13 protein-coding genes and 3 pseudogenes are annotated in these 16,385 nt (G+C 67.6%); 9 read left to right on the top strand and 7 right to left on the bottom strand.

Annotation, left to right across the window (positions count from 1 at the left end; genetic code table 11):
* Positions 1-124: 124 nt before the first annotated feature.
* The 3 genes and pseudogenes from RCR19_RS01095 to RCR19_RS01105 form a co-directional block, all read left to right on the top strand.
* Positions 125-1,043, top strand: a pseudogene (locus tag RCR19_RS01095) (IS701 family transposase); the annotation flags it as partial.
* A gap of 346 nt (positions 1,044-1,389) precedes the next feature.
* A complete protein-coding gene (locus RCR19_RS01100) occupies positions 1,390-2,364 on the top strand; it encodes an MBL fold metallo-hydrolase (RefSeq protein ID WP_331263280.1) in 975 nt (324 codons plus the stop codon).
* 342 nt (positions 2,365-2,706) lie between these two features.
* A pseudogene (locus RCR19_RS01105) lies at positions 2,707-2,874 on the top strand (transposase); the annotation flags it as partial.
* A gap of 385 nt (positions 2,875-3,259) precedes the next feature.
* Here RCR19_RS01105 and RCR19_RS01110 read toward each other — a convergent pair.
* From RCR19_RS01110 to RCR19_RS01120, 3 genes are all read right to left on the bottom strand, one after another.
* Positions 3,260-4,987, bottom strand: a complete 1,728-nt coding sequence (locus RCR19_RS01110; RefSeq protein ID WP_331263281.1) for a DEAD/DEAH box helicase — start codon at positions 4,985-4,987, stop codon at positions 3,260-3,262.
* An 87-nt stretch (positions 4,988-5,074) separates the two neighbouring features.
* A complete protein-coding gene (locus RCR19_RS01115) occupies positions 5,075-5,278 on the bottom strand; it encodes a cold-shock protein (RefSeq protein WP_023544341.1) in 204 nt (67 codons plus the stop codon).
* 383 nt (positions 5,279-5,661) lie between these two features.
* A complete protein-coding gene (locus RCR19_RS01120) occupies positions 5,662-6,255 on the bottom strand; it encodes a TetR family transcriptional regulator (protein ID WP_331263282.1) in 594 nt (197 codons plus the stop codon).
* Positions 6,256-6,588: 333 nt separating this feature from the next.
* Here RCR19_RS01120 and RCR19_RS01125 point away from each other — a divergent pair, with 333 nt between their 5' ends.
* A complete protein-coding gene (locus RCR19_RS01125) occupies positions 6,589-7,596 on the top strand; it encodes an aldo/keto reductase (RefSeq protein ID WP_331263283.1) in 1,008 nt (335 codons plus the stop codon).
* A 479-nt stretch (positions 7,597-8,075) separates the two neighbouring features.
* Here RCR19_RS01125 and RCR19_RS01130 read toward each other — a convergent pair whose 3' ends face one another.
* Positions 8,076-8,720 carry a dihydrofolate reductase family protein gene (locus RCR19_RS01130; RefSeq protein WP_331263284.1) on the bottom strand — a complete coding sequence of 215 codons (645 nt, stop codon included), beginning with the start codon at positions 8,718-8,720 and terminating at the stop codon, positions 8,076-8,078.
* 297 nt (positions 8,721-9,017) lie between these two features.
* Here RCR19_RS01130 and RCR19_RS01135 point away from each other — a divergent pair, with 297 nt between their 5' ends.
* The 4 genes from RCR19_RS01135 (at position 9,018) to RCR19_RS01150 (ending at position 11,981) form a co-directional block, all read left to right on the top strand.
* On the top strand, positions 9,018-9,851 hold the full coding sequence (locus RCR19_RS01135) for an alpha/beta hydrolase (RefSeq protein ID WP_331263285.1): 834 nt from the start codon (positions 9,018-9,020) through the stop codon (positions 9,849-9,851).
* A 162-nt stretch (positions 9,852-10,013) separates the two neighbouring features.
* Entirely contained in the window at positions 10,014-10,589 is a 576-nt protein-coding gene (locus tag RCR19_RS01140; RefSeq protein WP_331263286.1) for an EF-Tu/IF-2/RF-3 family GTPase, read from the top strand.
* 516 nt (positions 10,590-11,105) lie between these two features.
* The gene (locus tag RCR19_RS01145) at positions 11,106-11,300 is read left to right on the top strand and encodes a hypothetical protein (protein ID WP_331263287.1); all 195 of its coding nucleotides are present in this window, start codon (positions 11,106-11,108) and stop codon (positions 11,298-11,300) included.
* Between the two features lie 465 nt (positions 11,301-11,765).
* Complete coding sequence (locus RCR19_RS01150) at positions 11,766-11,981, top strand: DUF4177 domain-containing protein (RefSeq protein ID WP_234515221.1); 216 nt, start codon at positions 11,766-11,768, stop codon at positions 11,979-11,981.
* A gap of 351 nt (positions 11,982-12,332) precedes the next feature.
* Here RCR19_RS01150 and RCR19_RS01155 read toward each other — a convergent pair whose 3' ends face one another.
* Together RCR19_RS01155 and RCR19_RS01160 are read right to left on the bottom strand one after the other, a co-directional pair.
* Positions 12,333-12,947, bottom strand: a complete 615-nt coding sequence (locus RCR19_RS01155) for a dihydrofolate reductase family protein (protein WP_331263288.1) — start codon at positions 12,945-12,947, stop codon at positions 12,333-12,335.
* Between the two features lie 156 nt (positions 12,948-13,103).
* Positions 13,104-14,303 (bottom strand): L-dopachrome tautomerase-related protein, encoded by a 1,200-nt coding sequence (locus tag RCR19_RS01160; protein ID WP_331263289.1) that lies wholly within the window; start codon positions 14,301-14,303, stop codon positions 13,104-13,106.
* Positions 14,304-14,779: 476 nt separating this feature from the next.
* Between RCR19_RS01160 and RCR19_RS01165 the strand changes: the two genes are divergently transcribed.
* Complete coding sequence (locus tag RCR19_RS01165) at positions 14,780-15,817, top strand: zinc-binding alcohol dehydrogenase family protein (protein WP_331263290.1); 1,038 nt, start codon at positions 14,780-14,782, stop codon at positions 15,815-15,817.
* A 117-nt stretch (positions 15,818-15,934) separates the two neighbouring features.
* Here RCR19_RS01165 and RCR19_RS01170 read toward each other — a convergent pair.
* Positions 15,935-16,330, bottom strand: a pseudogene (locus RCR19_RS01170) (VOC family protein); the annotation flags it as partial.
* Positions 16,331-16,385: the final 55 nt, after the last annotated feature.

A 16,385-nucleotide genomic window follows, 5' to 3' on the forward strand; every position in this document is an offset into this window, starting at 1 on the left:
TGCGGTGCATCAAGCCCTGTAATGCGTTCTGTCAGCGGGCGGGGCCTACGTTGTGACCTGCGGTCACCGGGTGATTGTCTGTCTTCACACGCCGATGATCAACGTTGGTGCACTTGTTGGGGCCGGCACCGCAGGCAGGATCGAAAAACTCATAAGATGCGGTCTATCTGGTCGATGCCAGGGAGGCGCGGACGCGCTGCGGTGGACCGAGAGATCTACGTCCCACGCTCGCGGGCCGACCAGTCCGACCGCTGCCGGGCAGTCGGACTCGATCGGGACACAACGTTCGCGACCAAGCCGGAACTGGCCGCCCGCATGATCGCCCGGTTCCTGGACGCTGGCCACCACGCCTCCTGGCGTATCCGGCGACGAGGTCTACGGCGGCAACCCGGAACTGCAGATCACCCTGGAGGAACACAACACCGGCCATGTGCGCGCGGTGGCCCGCCCACACGAAATCACCACCAGGGCGGAGAAGTTCCGGGCGGACATCCTGACCGAGAAGTTCCCCGAGCGAGCCTGGCAGAAGCTGTCGGCCGGAGCCGGAGCCAAGGGGTAACACGTCTACGACTGGGCCCACATCGCCCTGTCCGAGCCCCGGCCCAGCCACCGCCATCTGCTGATCCGCCGCAACCGCACCACCGGCGAACTCGCCTACTACCGCTGCTATTCGCCCCGACCGGTGCCGCTGGCGACCCTGATCGATGTCGCGGGATCAAGATGGCGGCTCGAGGAGACGTTCTCGTCCGGAAGGGGGCTGGCCGAACTGGACGAGCATCAGGTCCTCCGCTACACGTCCTGAGCGCGCCAGGTCACCCTCGCCATGCTCGACCACGCCTTCCTCGCCGTCGTCCGTACCGAGGAACCCACGCGCGAACCGCCCCCGACAACCTGGTCCCGCTCACCTGCAACGAGATCCAGCACCTGGGTATCACCCTCGTCGTCCGCCCCTCCAGGGCACGGCACACCGGCTCCGCCGGTCCCACTGGAGACGCCGCCACCAGGCACGATCCCATGCACGCCACTATCGGCGGCAAGCCGCAGCCCAACGTGAACACGATCTACCGCTAAAGTACTGGCTCACTCGATCGGCTTTAGACGTCGCTTTATTTGGTGAGGCGGCGGTGGCAGATGAGGGCTTCGGCTATGCCGGCCAAGGCTGGTGCCAGAGCCGACGCGATGTCCGCGGTGGCGCCAATCGCCACCCCGACGCCACGAACGTCTCCAGCACGACGCAGGCAACCTTTGAGCGCCGCCTGGCGGGTCCCGCTGGAATGCGGAGCGGGTTGAGCTGCTGAACGATGGATGATGCTCGGCCTCCGGAGGCCCCACCGAAGCCCATCACAGGACGAGACTCCTGCGATGGGGGCAGTGAGAGGAGCTCCTACCATGAAACGGGAGATGAACACCCTGGGGAAGGCGGCGATCGCTGCGGTTCTGGCGGCGTGCTCCCTGGGCGCGCCACCCTCGCTTGCATCGAGTAGCACTCCACCACCCAGCGCGCAGGAAAAGCAGAAAAACCCTTACGACGTGCTCAACGCCGCCGCCGCCAGAGACCCCATCACCGTGACACCGCTTCGGGGCGGCGTGTACATGCTCCAGGGGTCAGGCGGAAACATCGGCGTACTGCCGAGCAGGGACGGCGCCTTCATGGTCGACGCCGGCATCGCCGTTTCTCGCCAGAAGCTGGAAAGCGCCCTGCAGAAACTCGGGGCTTCCCACATCAGGTACCTGGTCAACACCCATTGGCATTTCGACCACACGGGCGGAAACAGCTGGGTCCACGAGCATGGCGCAGAGATCATCGCCGCCCCCAATACCCTGCGCAACCTGAGCGAGACCATCCGGGTGGTGGAATGGGCGCACACCTTCACCCCGGTCCCTGCCGCCGCCCGACCGACCGTGACCGTCGCCTCCGAGAAGACGTTCACCGTCGATGGAGAGCCGGTGCGGCTGCGTCCCTACAGCCCCGCCCACACCGACGGCGACCTCTCCGTCGATTTCACCAGGGCGGACGTTCTGTTCACCGGCGACACCTTTTGGAACGATCTCTACCCGTTCATCGACCACGAGACCGGCGGCAGCATCGACGGGATGATCCGGGCTGCAAACCAGAACATCGCGAGGGTGGGCGACGGCACAATCGTCGTTCCCGGGCATGGGCCGGTCGGAAGGCGCGCCGATCTGGTGCAGTACCGCAATATGCTCGTCGCCATTCGCAACCGCGTCGCCGACCTCAAGGGCAGGGGCCTTACGGTTGAACAGACCATTGGGGCCAAGCCCACCCAGCCCTTCGACGCCAAGTGGGGGCAGGGGATCATCGGCCCGGACCTCTTCACCAAGCTCGTCTATCGCGGCGTGTGAGGTGCGTCCGCAGTCCTCGACCTTGGTTGTCTTCCAGCGCACGGAGGCCGGCTGGCCCGGGGTGACAAAGGCGTCTTGGCAGTATCCCGAACCAGGGTTCCGAGACTGCTACGCCTCCAGGCATGACTTGAGTTGTCCGTGAAGACCGGACGATTTCCTCTTCGTCAACCTCCCTCTGCCTGTTGCATGGCCCTGTCCTCGTTCGACTGGCGCGATCGATCAATCTGATCTTGCGTAGTCAGGACACCGAAGTAGGTGACTACTGCGGTCAGGATCAAGCCGACCCCGGCGGATGCCGTGGAGATGACCGTGGATCAGTGCGTCCAGTCGATTCCCCTATTCCTGGCGGCCCTCCCTCTTTCGAAGGTTCTGACGTCGATGCCGGGAGTCGGCGTCAGGACCGGAGCCAGGATCCTGATCGAGGTCGGCGACGGCGGCACCTTCCCCGCCGGCCACCCGGCTCCCCGCGCCGGGCTCGCCACGGCAACCCGAAGCTCGGGCTCCTCGATCCTGGCGAGCAGCCCTCGCCGCGCACGTCCGGCTCACCAATCCTGACGACCCCAAAACCGCGGGCCTGGACAAAGTCCAGGCCCGCATGACACACATCTTGTTCGCAGAAGGGCTGCAAAAAGGCCTGTCGAGTCAACCGCAGCGCGATGCACGCCCCCGCAGGGGCCGCACCCACGCGGCAGCCCAACGCCCCGTCCCGGGACCGCGGGCCGCTGCTCGGCAAAACACCACCGACCGGTACCGGCCCACCCCGAGTGAGCCCCGACCCGCAAGCACGCGGGACAAGGCCCACGTCGGAACAGCCACCCCAGTAGGGAACGCACCGCCCACAGACGGCGCACCCGAACAGGAACTGATCGGACGGCATCCCATCACGGGATGACTCTTAGGCAGAGTTGCGTCGGCCGCCCCGGTGGTCGGAGCCGCGGCCGCTGGTGCCGGCAGCACCGCCAGTGGCTCCGCCGGCCGCCGCGCGGCGGCTCGGTCTGCGCACCACCTTGCCGGAGGCCGCACCGGCCGCCGCACCCGCCGTGGCTCGGCGGTCGGCGCTGCGACCGCCCGTGCCGGCGGTGCTGCCCGTGGTCCTGCCGGTTCCGGCCCGGCGGGCGGTACCCCGGCCTCCGGATGAGGAGTTGCCACCCGTCGCAGCCGACCCGTCCGCGGCCCGCCGGGCCGAACCCCGGCTCCCCGTCTCCGAGGCGTTGCCCGCCGTTGCCGTGGCCTTGCCGCCGTTTCGGCGACGACGGTTGGACCGCTTGCCGGGCTCGGTGTCGGTCTTTCGGTCGGAGCGGGACACCGGTGGTGTCGCGGGCTGGGGGATCTCGATCGTCACGGGCACGCCGGAGGGTTCCCGAGCGCCGGTGATGGTGGCGAGTTCCGCGTCACTCGACGTGATGCGGGCCGTACGGGGACGGATGCCGGCATGTGACATGAGCCGGGTGACGTCCCGCTTCTGGTCGGGCAGGACCAGCGTGACCACGCTGCCGGTGCCGCCGGCGCGGGCCGTGCGGCCGCCCCGGTGGACGTAGTCCTTGTGATCGGTGGGGGGATCGACGTTCACCACGAGGTCGAGGTCGTCGATGTGTATCCCGCGGGCCGCGACGTTCGTCGCCACCAGCGCGGTCACCTGGCCGTTCTTGAACTGCTCCAGGGTGCGGTTCCGCTGCGGCTGGGAGCGGCCTCCGTGCAGTGCCGCCGCGCGGACACCGACGGCCAGCAGTCGCTTGGCGAGCCGGTCGGCGGACCTCTTGGTGTCGAGGAAGAGGATGACCCGGCCGTCACGGGCCGCGATGCGCGTGACGACGGCCTTCTTGTCCGTCTCGTCCAGGACGTGGAGCACATGATGGTCCATGGTGGTCACCGCACCCGCGGACGGGTCCACGGAGTGCACCACCGGGTCGGTCAGGAACCGCTGCACCAGGCGGTCGATGTTGCTGTCCAGGGTGGCCGAGAAGAGCAACCGCTGTCCGTCGGGCCGCACTTGCTCGATCACCTTGGTGATCTGGGGCAGGAAGCCCATGTCGGTCATCTGGTCGGCTTCGTCCAGCACCGTGATGCGTACGCTGCCGAGCACACAGTCGCCTTGTCCCACCAGGTCGTTGAGCCTGCCGGGGGTCGCCACGAGCACCTCGGCGCCGCGCCGGAGCGCAGCGGCCTGCTTGCCGATGGACAGCCCGCCGACCACAGTGGCGAGCCGGAGGTTCACCGCCGTCGCGTACGGGGTCAGGGCGTCCGTGACCTGCTGTGCGAGTTCACGGGTGGGGACCAGTACGAGGGCGAGGGGCGCCTTGGGCTCCGCGCGCAGGCCGGCCGTGCGGGCGAGGAGTGCGAGCCCGAACGCGAGGGTCTTCCCGGAGCCTGTGCGGCCCCGTCCCAGCAGGTCGCGGCCGGCGAGCGAGTTGGGCAGGGTGGCGGCCTGGATGGGGAAGGGAGTCTTGACGCCTTGCTCGGTGAGGGTCTTGAGCAATCCCGCGGGCAGGTCCAGATCGGCGAAGTCCTCGACGGCGGGAAGGGCGGGCGTCGTGCTTTCCGGCAGCCGGAACTCCCTCGGCGACGACGCGGACTGCGACGGTGACGAGGCGCGCCGATTGGACTTCTGGGGCCTACGGGACATGCGTTTGTTCACCTTCCTGGAAACAGCACAAACCGGGGTCCGCACCGTTACAGTGCGGACCCCGGTAAGCGGATACGCGCCGGGCGATCAGGCGGGGACGATGTTCTCCGCCTGCGGGCCCTTCTGGCCCTGCGTGACGTCGAAGGAGACCCGCTGGCCCTCCTGGAGCTCACGGAAGCCCTGGGTGGCGATGTTCGAGTAGTGGGCGAAGACGTCGGGGCCGCCGCCGTCCTGCTGAATGAAGCCGAAGCCCTTTTCGGCGTTGAACCACTTCACGGTTCCCTGTGCCATGACTTTCTCCTTTTGGTAGGCAGAGGCCCCATCCGGAGATGCCGGAAAAACAAATAATGCGCCTGCAGGAGAAACATTCCCGTCAGGCGCACATAGGTTCATGGGTACCACAACTGCAACACGAGAAGCGTAGCACAGCCCGGCGGCCGTCGTGGATCATGGAGGTCAGGTGCGGGAGGTCTCGGCGCCTTGTCCGTCGTCGGGACGTCCGACCGGCCGCCGTCTCCGCACTCGGTCCGGAGCCCGATCCGGCTGCCGTGGCCTGCAATGACCGGCCATGGGGCGGGGTGATGACGGGCCCAGGGCTCCCCCGGGCACGGCTGCTGGGCAGGGAGAAACATCGAAGCGGGCGCGCGCCTCTTGTACAGCCGGTGCCGGGACTTCTACTTCTCGTCGTCAGCGGACTGCGGGACCTTGGCCACGGCGTCGAGGGCGGCGTGCAGGTACGGGACGAGCCGCTCGGTGTCGGGGCCGTTGAGGGCGGTGTGACCGAGCAGCAGGCGGTTGAGCAGGACCCCGGCGCAGATGGCGATGAGGACGGCGGAGCGTCCGGTGGTGTCGGTACCGGGCAGCGCGTCGGCAAGTCTGCGCTGATAGTTGCGTTCGATGCTGTCACGCATGATGGCGGCCGCGCGGGGGTTGGAGGCGGAGCGGAGGGTGAGCAGCAGGCCGTCGGCCTGCGCGCCGCCTTCACCGGTCAGAAGCGTGCGCGCTGCTTCCGCATTGTGTTCGGGCGTCATCATCATCGACTTCTCGTAGGCCAGGTCGACGACTTCGGCGAACAGCCCTTCCTTCGAGCCGAAGTACCGGCCGATCAGCCGGGTGTCCGCGCCCGCGGCGTTCGCGATCTCACGGAGTCCGGCTCCGTCGTATCCCCGCTGCGTGAAGGTCTCGCGGGCCGCTTTGAGGATCGCGGCTCGAGTGGCGGCCGAGTCACGACGGCGGGCAGGGGCGGGCGGATGTGCGTCCTGGCTCATGGAGCCCAGGTTACGAGACGCCCGATGAGGCGACCGAACCCCGCGCGGGCCCCGGCTCCCGGGCACGCACCGCCTGCGTCGGCCAGGCGCATCGACGCTCCGGACGTTCACCGCCGTCCAGGTCGATCGGCGTACCGCCGTTGCACGCGTCCCGCGCGCCATGAGCCCTTGTCGAAGTCAGGAGGTGGAGTCCGGACACGGCCGGACAGGGAGGGCTCACCGGCGCACGGCATCACATCCGCTTGCATGTCCACAGTCGTCGACATACGGTGTCCACGGGTGTGGACATAGCGGATGTGCCCCGCCACTGAACCGAACGACTAAGGACCCAGCATGCCTCTCCCCCAGCGCTCCCTCGGCTCCGGCGGCCCGACCGTCGGAGCCATCGGCTACGGGTCGATGAGCTTCGCCCGCCCCTACGGGCAGAGCGCGCAGCAAGCCACCGACGACACCGCGGACGCCCTGATCGGGCGCGCGGTCGAACTCGGCGTCACCCTCATCGACACCGCCGACGTCTACACCGGCAGCGAGGATGCCATCGGCAGCGCCCTCCGCGGTCGCCGCGACAAGGTCGTCCTCGCCACCAAGTTCGGCATCGTGCGGGGCCTGAACCCCGAGGGTCCGCCGATCATCAACGGACGACCCGAGTATGTGCGCGAGCGCATCGAGCGCTCACTGACCAAGCTGGGCACCGATCACGTCGATCTCTACTACCAGCACCGCATCGACCCCGACGTGCCCATCGAGGAGACGGTCGGCGCGATGGCCGAACTCGTCAAGGAGGGCAAGGTACTGCACCTCGGACTGAGCGAGGCCGCACCCGACACCATTCGCCGCGCCCACACGGTCCACCCCATCAGCACCGTACAGACCGAGTGGTCGCTGTGGTCGCGCGAGATCGAGCAGGAGGTCTTCCCGCTCTGCCGTGAGCTGGGTATCGCGGTCGTCCCGTACAGCCCGCTCGGCCGGGGCATGCTCACCGGAAAGATCACATCCCTCGCGGACCTGCCGGAGGGCGACTACCGCCGGCAGATGCCCCGCTTCTCCCCAGAGGCCTTCGACGCCAACCTGGCCGCCGTCCGGGCCGTCCAGGAGATCGCCCTCGCCCATGAAGCGGCGCCGGGCCAGGTCGCCCTCGCCTGGCTGCTGGCCAAGGCTCCCGATGTCGTCCCGATCCCCGGCACCCTCCATGTCTCCCGCCTGGAGGAGAACAGCGCGGCGGTGGACGTGAAGCTCACGCTCGAGGAGATCACCCGCCTCGACGCCCTCCCTGTGGTCGGCGAACGCGAGATGGATCTGGGCAACAACTGGTTCGACGGCGTCACCCCTCCCCTGCGGTAGCGAACGAGGTCGCCAGCTCCGGCGGACGAGGGTCGCCGACCGTCGGCGGCAGCGAGGAAGTGCTCGGGTGCGCGCTCGTGGCCGGCGGTGCGGCGTCGGCAGCCTGCGGACCACGAGACAGCGGAGCGTGCACTCGACGGCCCGAAGGGGGCGGACCGACCCGCCGGTCCCCCAACTCATCGAGGACGGTCCGGTGGAGCCGTGCCCATACCTGGGCCGGCTCCACCGGACGGAGTGCGGTGAACCGTCTGCCGGCACGGCCGCGAAAACCGGGCGCCCACTACCGCCGGGTGCGGCCGGGGGTATCCGAAAAACCAATCTCCGTGGCCGAGCGCCCAGGCCTGAACCGCTTTCACGATCGGTCCGCCGTCACTCGCCCGACCACGTCCGCCGTACCTGGACAACGAAGCAGGCACCGCCGGAGCGACCGACCATGCCCCCCGGCGTACGAGGCGCTGAGGGGCGAGTGGTCGGTCAGCTCACTTCCGCCAGAACAAGTGGTGTGTCACGCCGCTCGGGCTGGGCACGACCTCGAGATCGAACCGGTCGAGGAGCTCGTCGGGGGAATCCCAGAGCCGCAGTCCGGATCCCAGCTTCACCGGCGAGACCGCCACATGCATGGTGTCGACGAGATCCGCGTCGAGGAACTGGCGGACGGTGGTGACGCCGCCACCGAGGCGGACGTCCTTGCCCTGCGCCGCCTCCCGCGCCTGCTCGAGAACGATGGCCGGGTCGCCGTCGACGAAGTGGAACGTGGTTTCGGAGAGCGTGAACGAAGGGCGCTTGTGGTGGGTCATGACGAACACCGGGGTACGGAACGGAGGCTCGTTCCCCCACCAGCCTCGCCACTCGTGATCGTTCCAGGGCCCACGCTGGGGCCCGAACTTGTTGCGGCCCATGATCTCGGCACCGATGTTGCGTGCGTAGTCCCGTGTGAAGTAGTCGTCGAGGCCTCGGCTCCCACCGGGATCGGTCCGCATGGGCCAACTCGCCGTGGCACCGGCCCAGGCGAAGAGCCTTCCGGGATCAACGTGGCCGAAGGGGTTCTCGAGGCTTTGATGCTCACCGGCGCCGATTCCATCACTCGAGACATTGAAGTTCTGCACCCTCAGTAGCTGTGTCACGCGCTTCTCCCATGGTCGACAACAGTGACGAGACTCTCCGGGCTTAGAAAAGTTATCGCGGCATCCAAAACTGGCTGGAGATTTCTCCCTAGGAGCTCTAGGTTTATCCTAGGGCGCCTAGGAAACGGCGAGGACGCGTAGAGAGAGACGGGTCGGCGGGAAGGCGGCTGACGATCGCGGGCGCCGAGCCGGCGGGTTGGCCCATGAGCGGTCACCCGCAACAGCCCCGGGTCACCACCCTCGGCACCCTGCACAGCCTCTTGGAGCCTGGCCTTCGTCCCGAGAAGGAGACGCATCATGACCGATCCGACCATCGGCAGTCTGCGCGTGAACGGTGCAACCTTGCATTACGAAGTGCGTGGCCAAGGCCCGCTCCTGCTGCTGATCCCCGGAGGGACGGGCGGCGCGGCCTCCTTCGAGGACATCGTCGACGGCCTGGCCGCCGAGTACACCGTCGCGGCCTACGACCCACGGGGAATGTCGCGCAGCACGCTGGACGAACCCGAATCCGAGCAGACAGTGGCGGAACACGCTCAAGACGCCTTCCGAATCATCGAGTTGCTGTCGCCCGATGAGCCCGCCCGGGTGTTCGGCGCCAGCTCGGGTGCGATCGTCGCACTGCACCTGCTCACCACGCACCCCGAGCGCGTCGCCCACGTCGTTGCACACGAGCCCCCGGTCGTGGAGGTCCTCCCGGACGTCGCCGACCACCGCGCGCTTCTCGCACGCGTGCAGGAAACCTTCCGAGCACAGGGGCTCATGCCGGCGATGACCGAGTTCGCCGCGGGCCTCACAGGGGACGACGAGTCCGTGCCGAAGCCCGGGATCGAGCTTCCGCCGCGAGCGGCGGCGCGCGCCACGCAGACCATGGCCGACCTGCCCTTCTTCGTATCGCGCATCGTGCCCGGTTTCATGTCCTACGCCCCCGACCTCCACCGACTCAAGGCACTGTCGGACCGGCTCACGCTTGTCGGAGGGCAGGACTCGCGGGGCGAACTGCCCTATCGTGCGACCGCCGGCCTGGCCGAACATCTGGGTACCGACCTCCTGCACTTCCCCGGCAGCCACGTCGGCCTGACGACGCACCCGACCGAGTTCGCCGAGTCCCTTCGCAAAGTCCTCCACGCATAGGTGCTCTGCCCGGGGGGTGCGGCGGGGGCTGCGTGAGAAGTCGGCGTCATCCCCGGGGTGGTATGGCCGGCGGTCGTTGTCGGCCTCGGGACTTCCGATCACGGATGTCACGAGCGTGACAGGGGAGCATGGACGGTCATGGGTGGGGTTACGGACCAGTCAGTGGCGAACGCAGTGGACAAGCCGTTCCTGATGCCTGTCGAAGACGTGTTCAGCCTGCATCAGGGCAGGTTGGTCATGGTGACGGGGCGGATCGAACGCGGCTCGGTGCGCCAAGGGGACGCGGTGGAGATCGTCGGCTTGGACGGCAACGTGACCCACATCGTCGCGGGCATCGAGCAAAGCCGAGTGCCCATCGAGGCGGCGACTGCGGAAATGAACGTGGGCGTGCTGCTGCCGGGCTCTGCCATGGGCGCCATGAGCCGGGGCCGGGTACTCACGAAGCCAGGTTCGATCAGTGCCCAGGTCGGCTTCACCGCCGACATCACGCTGCTGTCCGAGGAGCAGGGCGGCGTGGAGGTCGTCTCCGGCGATCACCTCGTTTTCCACACCCGGACCGCCGCCGTGTTGGGCACCGTCACGCTGCCCAAGGGCGTCGACGTGGTCCGGCCGCTTCACGGAGCCGAGGTGGCGGTCGTGCTCGAAGAGGCTGTCGCGCTGGAGGAAGGCCAATCTTTCGCGTTCCGTCACTTGGGTCGCGCGGCCGGCTCCAGCACGGTGATCAGCCTCCTGCGCTGAGCCTTACGAGCGGAGCCAGGGCCGGGTCACCGCGACGGCCACCGGAGTCGCTGCCGGCCGCTGAGCAGTCCGGCCCCCTTGCACACTCACAGTAGCGGGACAGTGCCGCTCCGAGGTGCCGCTCCCTGCTTGTGGCGCACTTCTCTCGTTCGCCCGGCCACGGGTCAGAAGAGTCGGCGCTCGTCGCGCCACAGCGCATCACCCCCCTGCCGACACTCACCTCGCGCGAGCCGCGTCCGCAGCGCGACCCGTCGGCAGAACGTCGACCTGGGACCGGTCATGGTCGCCGCCACCGCCCCATGACCGGCTCCCCATCAGATGAGGCGTGACTTTCCCGACAGATCACCTTGTTGCGTCACCTGTTGGAGCGGCAACAAGATACTCGCACCACTACTAACTTCCTACGATCACTAAGCATCGTCACCGCCTTGACTGGTGACTCATTCGGTGCGAGTCTGAGACGCACGGAAGTAGAGGGACTCGATCTCCGCCAATGGGACTCGAAGGAGGCTGGCCATGGAAGGTCAGAGCATGATCGACAGCGCCGCGGCGGCCCGGCACGCACGGTTCGGCAAGCTGCCCGAGCGCATCCGCTACGAGGACATGGTTCAGGAGGAGCCGGTCACGTTGCACGACCCGGCAAGGGACGCCTACAACCCCGAAGGTTCATGGACGTCATTCTCCTGCTTCGCCGCCGACCTGGGCCTCTGAGCCGAGTCCAATCCGCAACCACCTGCGAATCGGTTTGGCACAAGGCCACCGAGTTCGTCGCCCGACGGCATCCGTCCTTGTCCACCACGGCACACCACGCCACATCGGACCATGCAGGCAACCCCCGCATCACGACGGCCTTTATTTCTTCCTGAAGTTGGCCGGGTACAGCTTGAGACAGGAACGCGTCAGGGCCGCACCCGGCACCCGGGTGCGGCCCCCATGTATACGGACCGTCCCGGAGGTGCGGCCGGCTTCCGTCCTCCCACCGTGCCGCCACGGCCCGTGACTTCGGGCGGCAGACGCGACCAGGCAATGGCCCGGTTCGCTGCCCGTCGCTGAACAGGACAGAACGAAGCGGGTTGCGCTTGCAGCCTGTTGGCACCTCGCGGCCCGTTCAAAGCCGAACGATGATTGACTGGCTCCGGCAATCGCAGCACCGACCTGCAGGAGAACCCCGTAGCCATGAGCCAGCCCTACACGTACGAGTACAAGGTCGTCACCTTTCGGGAGTCGCTGATCGGCGATGCCCTGGACAGCGACAAGCTGGAGAAGGTGCTCAACAAGCACGCCGAGGACGGCTGGGGACTGAAGGCCATAACGTCCGCCGACGTCAAGGGCCGCATCGGCCCGGGCGCGGTCGAGGGCCTGCTGCTCACCTTCGAACGGCCGCGCCAGTAACGTTGCGGTCCTTCGCCGTCCCGGAGCACTGCCGCCGCGCCGGCGCTTGATGACACGGTTGTGCTTGGCGTCCCGGGTCCCGGCGCCGGGACCCGGGACGCTTGCAACGCCAATGAGCAACAGCTGCCGTGAGACCGGCAGACTGACCGCACCCGGCCATCGTGATCGTGTCGGTCGGCGCCTGCCACGTGGCATCGACGGCATGCTCGGCATTGGTGTGTGCCGCTGTGCGGCTCGCACACTGCGCGTCCAACGCAACGCCCGTCGCGAGGAGTTCGGCGCACCTTCCCGGAACTGCGCCTGTCCCGGACTCACAGTAGGCCGATCCGGGCGCCTTGAGCCGCCAACTCGTCAGAGGACGTCGTAGGTAAGATGCGTCGCGGTCGATGTCGAGGTCACGCTCCGCTGAACCAGCGTGCGGCGGGTTCCTCCCGTGAACAGTGGCGTCCCGCCACCCAGCACGACGGGCGCGAGGTGCAGCGTCAGACCGTCGACCAGTCCCGCGTCCACTGCCGAGCCGACTGTGGCGCCGCCGCCCATGAGGACGACATCGAGCTCCTTGCCACTGTCCGACGAGGCCGCCGCGGCTCGCCGGCGCGCGGTGGCGATGGCGTCGGGCAGGCCGGTGGTGACGAACGTCCAGTCGAGGTCGATGAGCCGCACCGACTCCGGCGGTGATGTCGTCACGACAATGAATGCCGGCTTGCCGACCTCGCGGGCGCCGTATCCGGTCGTGTCGTCCCAGCCGTTCGGCCCGTCGACCAGGTCGAAGAGCCGGCGGCCGAGGACGACGGCTCCCGAGCGGGCCGTCGCCTCACGCAGAACCCTGCGGTCGTCGGGGTCGTCGGAGAACGCCCAGGTGTGCAGGGCCTCGCCACCCGACCCCAGCCCGCTGTGCGGTCCGGGGTCCGGCCCGGTGACGAAGCCGTCGAGGGAGACCGAGATGTCGGCGATGATTCGAGTCATGTCAAGGCAGACCCGATGCGCTGTCCGAACTCATCGCTCACCCACGAGCCGCTGTCGTTGACGCCCGTACGCTCCGGACACCGGCCCACACCGTGTCCATGGGGTGGGCTCGAGGAAGCGCACGCGCGGGGGTATCCGGCTCCACTCGTGGCGAATTCAGCGCCTGGCAGGGCCATTGCCTATCGGCACGCGGTACAGGACGTACGGCTTGCGTCGCAGGTCTCGGCCGCTGTTGTAGGCCGCTTGGCGATTGAGCTGGTTGGCGATCACATAGAGGTTTCGGTCGTAGCCCACGGAGAGGGTGTCCGGCCACAGCAATCGATCGTCCTGGACCACCGTCCGAAATGCACCATCACGATCCCGCCGCACGATGGCGCGACGCTCTATGTCACCGCCGTACACGCGGCCCGACTGGTCTATTTCCAGGCCGTCCGACATGCCTTTTGTCCCGAGGTCGTGTACCGACAGCTCATCCCGCTTCGACGAAGTGCGCCGTTTCACAAGGTCGTTGGTGCGGATCGCGTACAGCTTCCGGCTGGACAGAGGACAGAAGTACAGCCAGGTTCCGTCCGGGGAGAGCGCGATGCCGTCGACCCCGATGCCCACCGGGGTTCCCGGTGCCTTACCCGGCTTGTTGAGGAACGGCACTCCGTCGATCACGGGAACGAAGTCGGGCTCCGGGAGCGTGGCCGGCACATCGTCCAGGCGACGCCACGACTCCCCGCTCTCCAGGTGAACGACTATCAATCCGTTCGGACGGTCCGGCGTGGCATCGGTCAGATACGCATAGCCGCTGCGGAGATCAAAACGCACGTCGTTGACGAAACTGCGAGGCCCCGCGATGTCTCGTGGGAAGACAATGGTCCTCACCACTCTATTCGTCTTCAGGTCGATGGCCACGAGTTTTGGTCCGCCATATGGGGCATCCGCCCATTCGACCCGTCCGGTGTCGACGACCCAGAGGCGCTCGGCAGCGTCGACGACAACGCTCTGCACCCCGAGAAAGTGACCCGCCGGGTCGCTCAGGTCCGCCTGGTTCACAACGGCGTTCGGGTAGGCGACCGGAACGCCGTCACGAATCTCGGCGACCGAGAAAGGTACGTTGTCGCCCCAGCGTGGGAAGTTCACGAAGATACGGCCGGATCGAGAGATGGTGACACCTGTGGGCATGGCGCCGTCAAAGGTCGCCACCTGTTCCAACTCGACACCGGGCTCCACCCGCTCCCGCTGTTCGGCCGCCCCTGCCTGCGGCGCTCCGATCGCCAGGGACAGGCCGACCACTGCGGGCAGGGAGACGACCGCGCGTCTACTGGGCGTGCTGTGCGAACCGCTCGCCCGCGATATGGCATCAGACATGGTGCTGGGATTTCCTTCGAGATGAGAGGGGGACGCCTTGACGTGCGGACGTCGGGCGAGATCCGTGAGCAAGTCCCACACGTCAGCTGTCAAGGGCTGCATACGAAGAGATCCGCCGTCCACAAACAGATATCTCACCTGCAACCGACCGGCAAATCGGAAGGTGACAAAGAGTGAAACACCACGGATGTGATAGTTCGCGCGCCGCTCGTATCGGTAAGGTCGCCGAGCAAGGAGGGGTGACAACTTGAATCCCGTAGCGCTGCACTTCGTTCACCGTACGAATCCCCGCACCCTGCTCCATCTCTTCGGGGTCGGCCGAGTGAGGCCTGTCAGGAAATGAGTGGCGATGATGCGCGGGAAAGCCGGAACGAGCGGTGGTGACAGGCGCTCTCAGCCACAGGCCGAGTGCGTTCGGCGGTGCCGGTCCCGGCCGGGATCACCATCTCTCGACAAACCGCATCAAGGAGATCGCGATGAATGAGACCGCGAGGACCATGCCGGCCGTCGCCTACCGCAGCAGCCTCCCGATCGACGACCCCGAGAGCCTCATCGACATCGAGCTGCCTGTACCTCAGCCCGGCCCCCGGGACATCCTGGTCCGCGTCGAGGCGATCGCCGTCAACCCGGTGGACTACAAGATGCGTCAGACCGCCGACCCGGGCGGTGAGCCCCGCGTGCTCGGCTGGGATGCGGCCGGGGTCGTCGTCGCGGTCGGTACCGACGGTGAGTTGTTCTCCGTCGGCGACGAGGTCTACTACGCCGGGGCCCTCGACCGGCCCGGCGCCAACTCTCGCTACCACGCGGTGGATGAGCGGCTCGTCGCGCGCAAGCCGCGCAATCTCTCCTTCACCGAGGCAGCAGCGCTCCCGCTGACCACGCTCACCGCATGGGAGGGCCTCTTCGAACGCCTCGGGTTGCGTATCGGAGCTCTTGAACAGACCGGTGCTCTGCTGCTCACCGCGGCCGCGGGCGGCGTCGGCTCCATGACCGCACAGCTGGCGCGCGCCCTGACCAGCCTGACCGTGATCGGAACGGCATCCCGCCCCGAGACCTCGGAGTTCGCCCGGCGGATGGGCTCCCAGCACATCGTCGACCATCACAAGCCGCTTGCCCCGCAACTCGCCAAGGTGGCACCCGGCGGTGTCGACTACGTCTTCTCCACCGCCGGCACCGACCGCAATCTGGCCGCCTACGCCGACGTACTCAACCCCTTCGGCCACATCGTCGCCACCGACGATTTCGACTCCCTGCCCATCGGCGCGCTCAAGCCGAAAAGCATCTCCTTCCACTGGGAGTTCATGTACACCCGTTCCATGTTCCAGACCGCGGACCAGGCGATGCAGCACCACATCCTCACCCAGGTCGCGCGCCTGGCCGACGCCGGCATTCTGAGCACCACCGCGACGCGCGATCTCGGCCCGATCAACGCCGCCTCCCTGCGCGAGGCGCACCGTCTCCAGGAATCGGGCACCAGCATCGGCAAGACCACACTCACCGGGTTTCAGGAGTGACGGTCTCTTCCGTATGGGGGGATGGCCTGACGACGGACCACCCCCGGCTCCTGAGCAGCCGCAGGCCTTCGAGGCCCGCCAATTGGCGTCTGGCACGTCCGAATCCGACCAACGTGGTCAGCTGGGTTTCACCGGTGCACTGCTGCCGCTGCGGCGTCGACCGCCGAGCTCGGCGTCAAGTGTCTCCTGAGCTGCGCGCATGGCCTCGGCGTACACGGGGTCCTGCAGCCGCTTCCAGATCTCGTCATCGGAGACATCCTCAACACGGCTGACCACCCGCCAGATATTGCCGAAGGGGTCCTTTACCCGCCCTCCGCGCTGTCCGAAAGCGTCGTCCGCCATAGCAGTGACGACCCGGAAGCCAGCAGCGACAGCTTGTGAAAACGCCTTGTCCGCGTCGGTGGCGAACACGCGCAACAGGCTCCGCATGGCGGGCCAGTCCGCGTGTCGATCGAAGGCCGGCACGACAGTGTCGCCAACTCGGATCTCACCGTGGCCGATCAAACCGTCCTGTTCGTCGCCGACGGCGAGCCGGGATACCAGTAGGGACTGTCACCAGCACCCACTC

Source organism: Streptomyces sp. WAC07094 (assembly GCF_036320405.1).
GTDB classification, from domain to species: Bacteria; Actinomycetota; Actinomycetes; order Streptomycetales; family Streptomycetaceae; genus Streptomyces; species Streptomyces lannensis.

Bases quoted from the DNA above. Each gene is read 5' to 3' on its own strand.
- RCR19_RS01160 (WP_331263289.1), bottom strand. From the start codon at position 14,303: ATGTCTGATGCCATATCGCGGGCGAGCGGTTCGCACAGCACGCCCAGT.
- RCR19_RS01150 (WP_234515221.1), top strand. From the start codon at position 11,766: ATGAGCCAGCCCTACACGTACGAGTACAAGGTCGTCACCTTTCGGGAG.
- RCR19_RS01165 (WP_331263290.1), top strand. From the start codon at position 14,780: ATGAATGAGACCGCGAGGACCATGCCGGCCGTCGCCTACCGCAGCAGC.
- RCR19_RS01125 (WP_331263283.1), top strand. From the start codon at position 6,589: ATGCCTCTCCCCCAGCGCTCCCTCGGCTCCGGCGGCCCGACCGTCGGA.
- RCR19_RS01135 (WP_331263285.1), top strand. From the start codon at position 9,018: ATGACCGATCCGACCATCGGCAGTCTGCGCGTGAACGGTGCAACCTTG.
- RCR19_RS01155 (WP_331263288.1), bottom strand. From the start codon at position 12,947: ATGACTCGAATCATCGCCGACATCTCGGTCTCCCTCGACGGCTTCGTC.
- RCR19_RS01145 (WP_331263287.1), top strand. From the start codon at position 11,106: ATGGAAGGTCAGAGCATGATCGACAGCGCCGCGGCGGCCCGGCACGCA.
- RCR19_RS01110 (WP_331263281.1), bottom strand. From the start codon at position 4,987: ATGTCCCGTAGGCCCCAGAAGTCCAATCGGCGCGCCTCGTCACCGTCG.
- RCR19_RS01120 (WP_331263282.1), bottom strand. From the start codon at position 6,255: ATGAGCCAGGACGCACATCCGCCCGCCCCTGCCCGCCGTCGTGACTCG.
- RCR19_RS01115 (WP_023544341.1), bottom strand. From the start codon at position 5,278: ATGGCACAGGGAACCGTGAAGTGGTTCAACGCCGAAAAGGGCTTCGGC.
- RCR19_RS01100 (WP_331263280.1), top strand. From the start codon at position 1,390: ATGAAACGGGAGATGAACACCCTGGGGAAGGCGGCGATCGCTGCGGTT.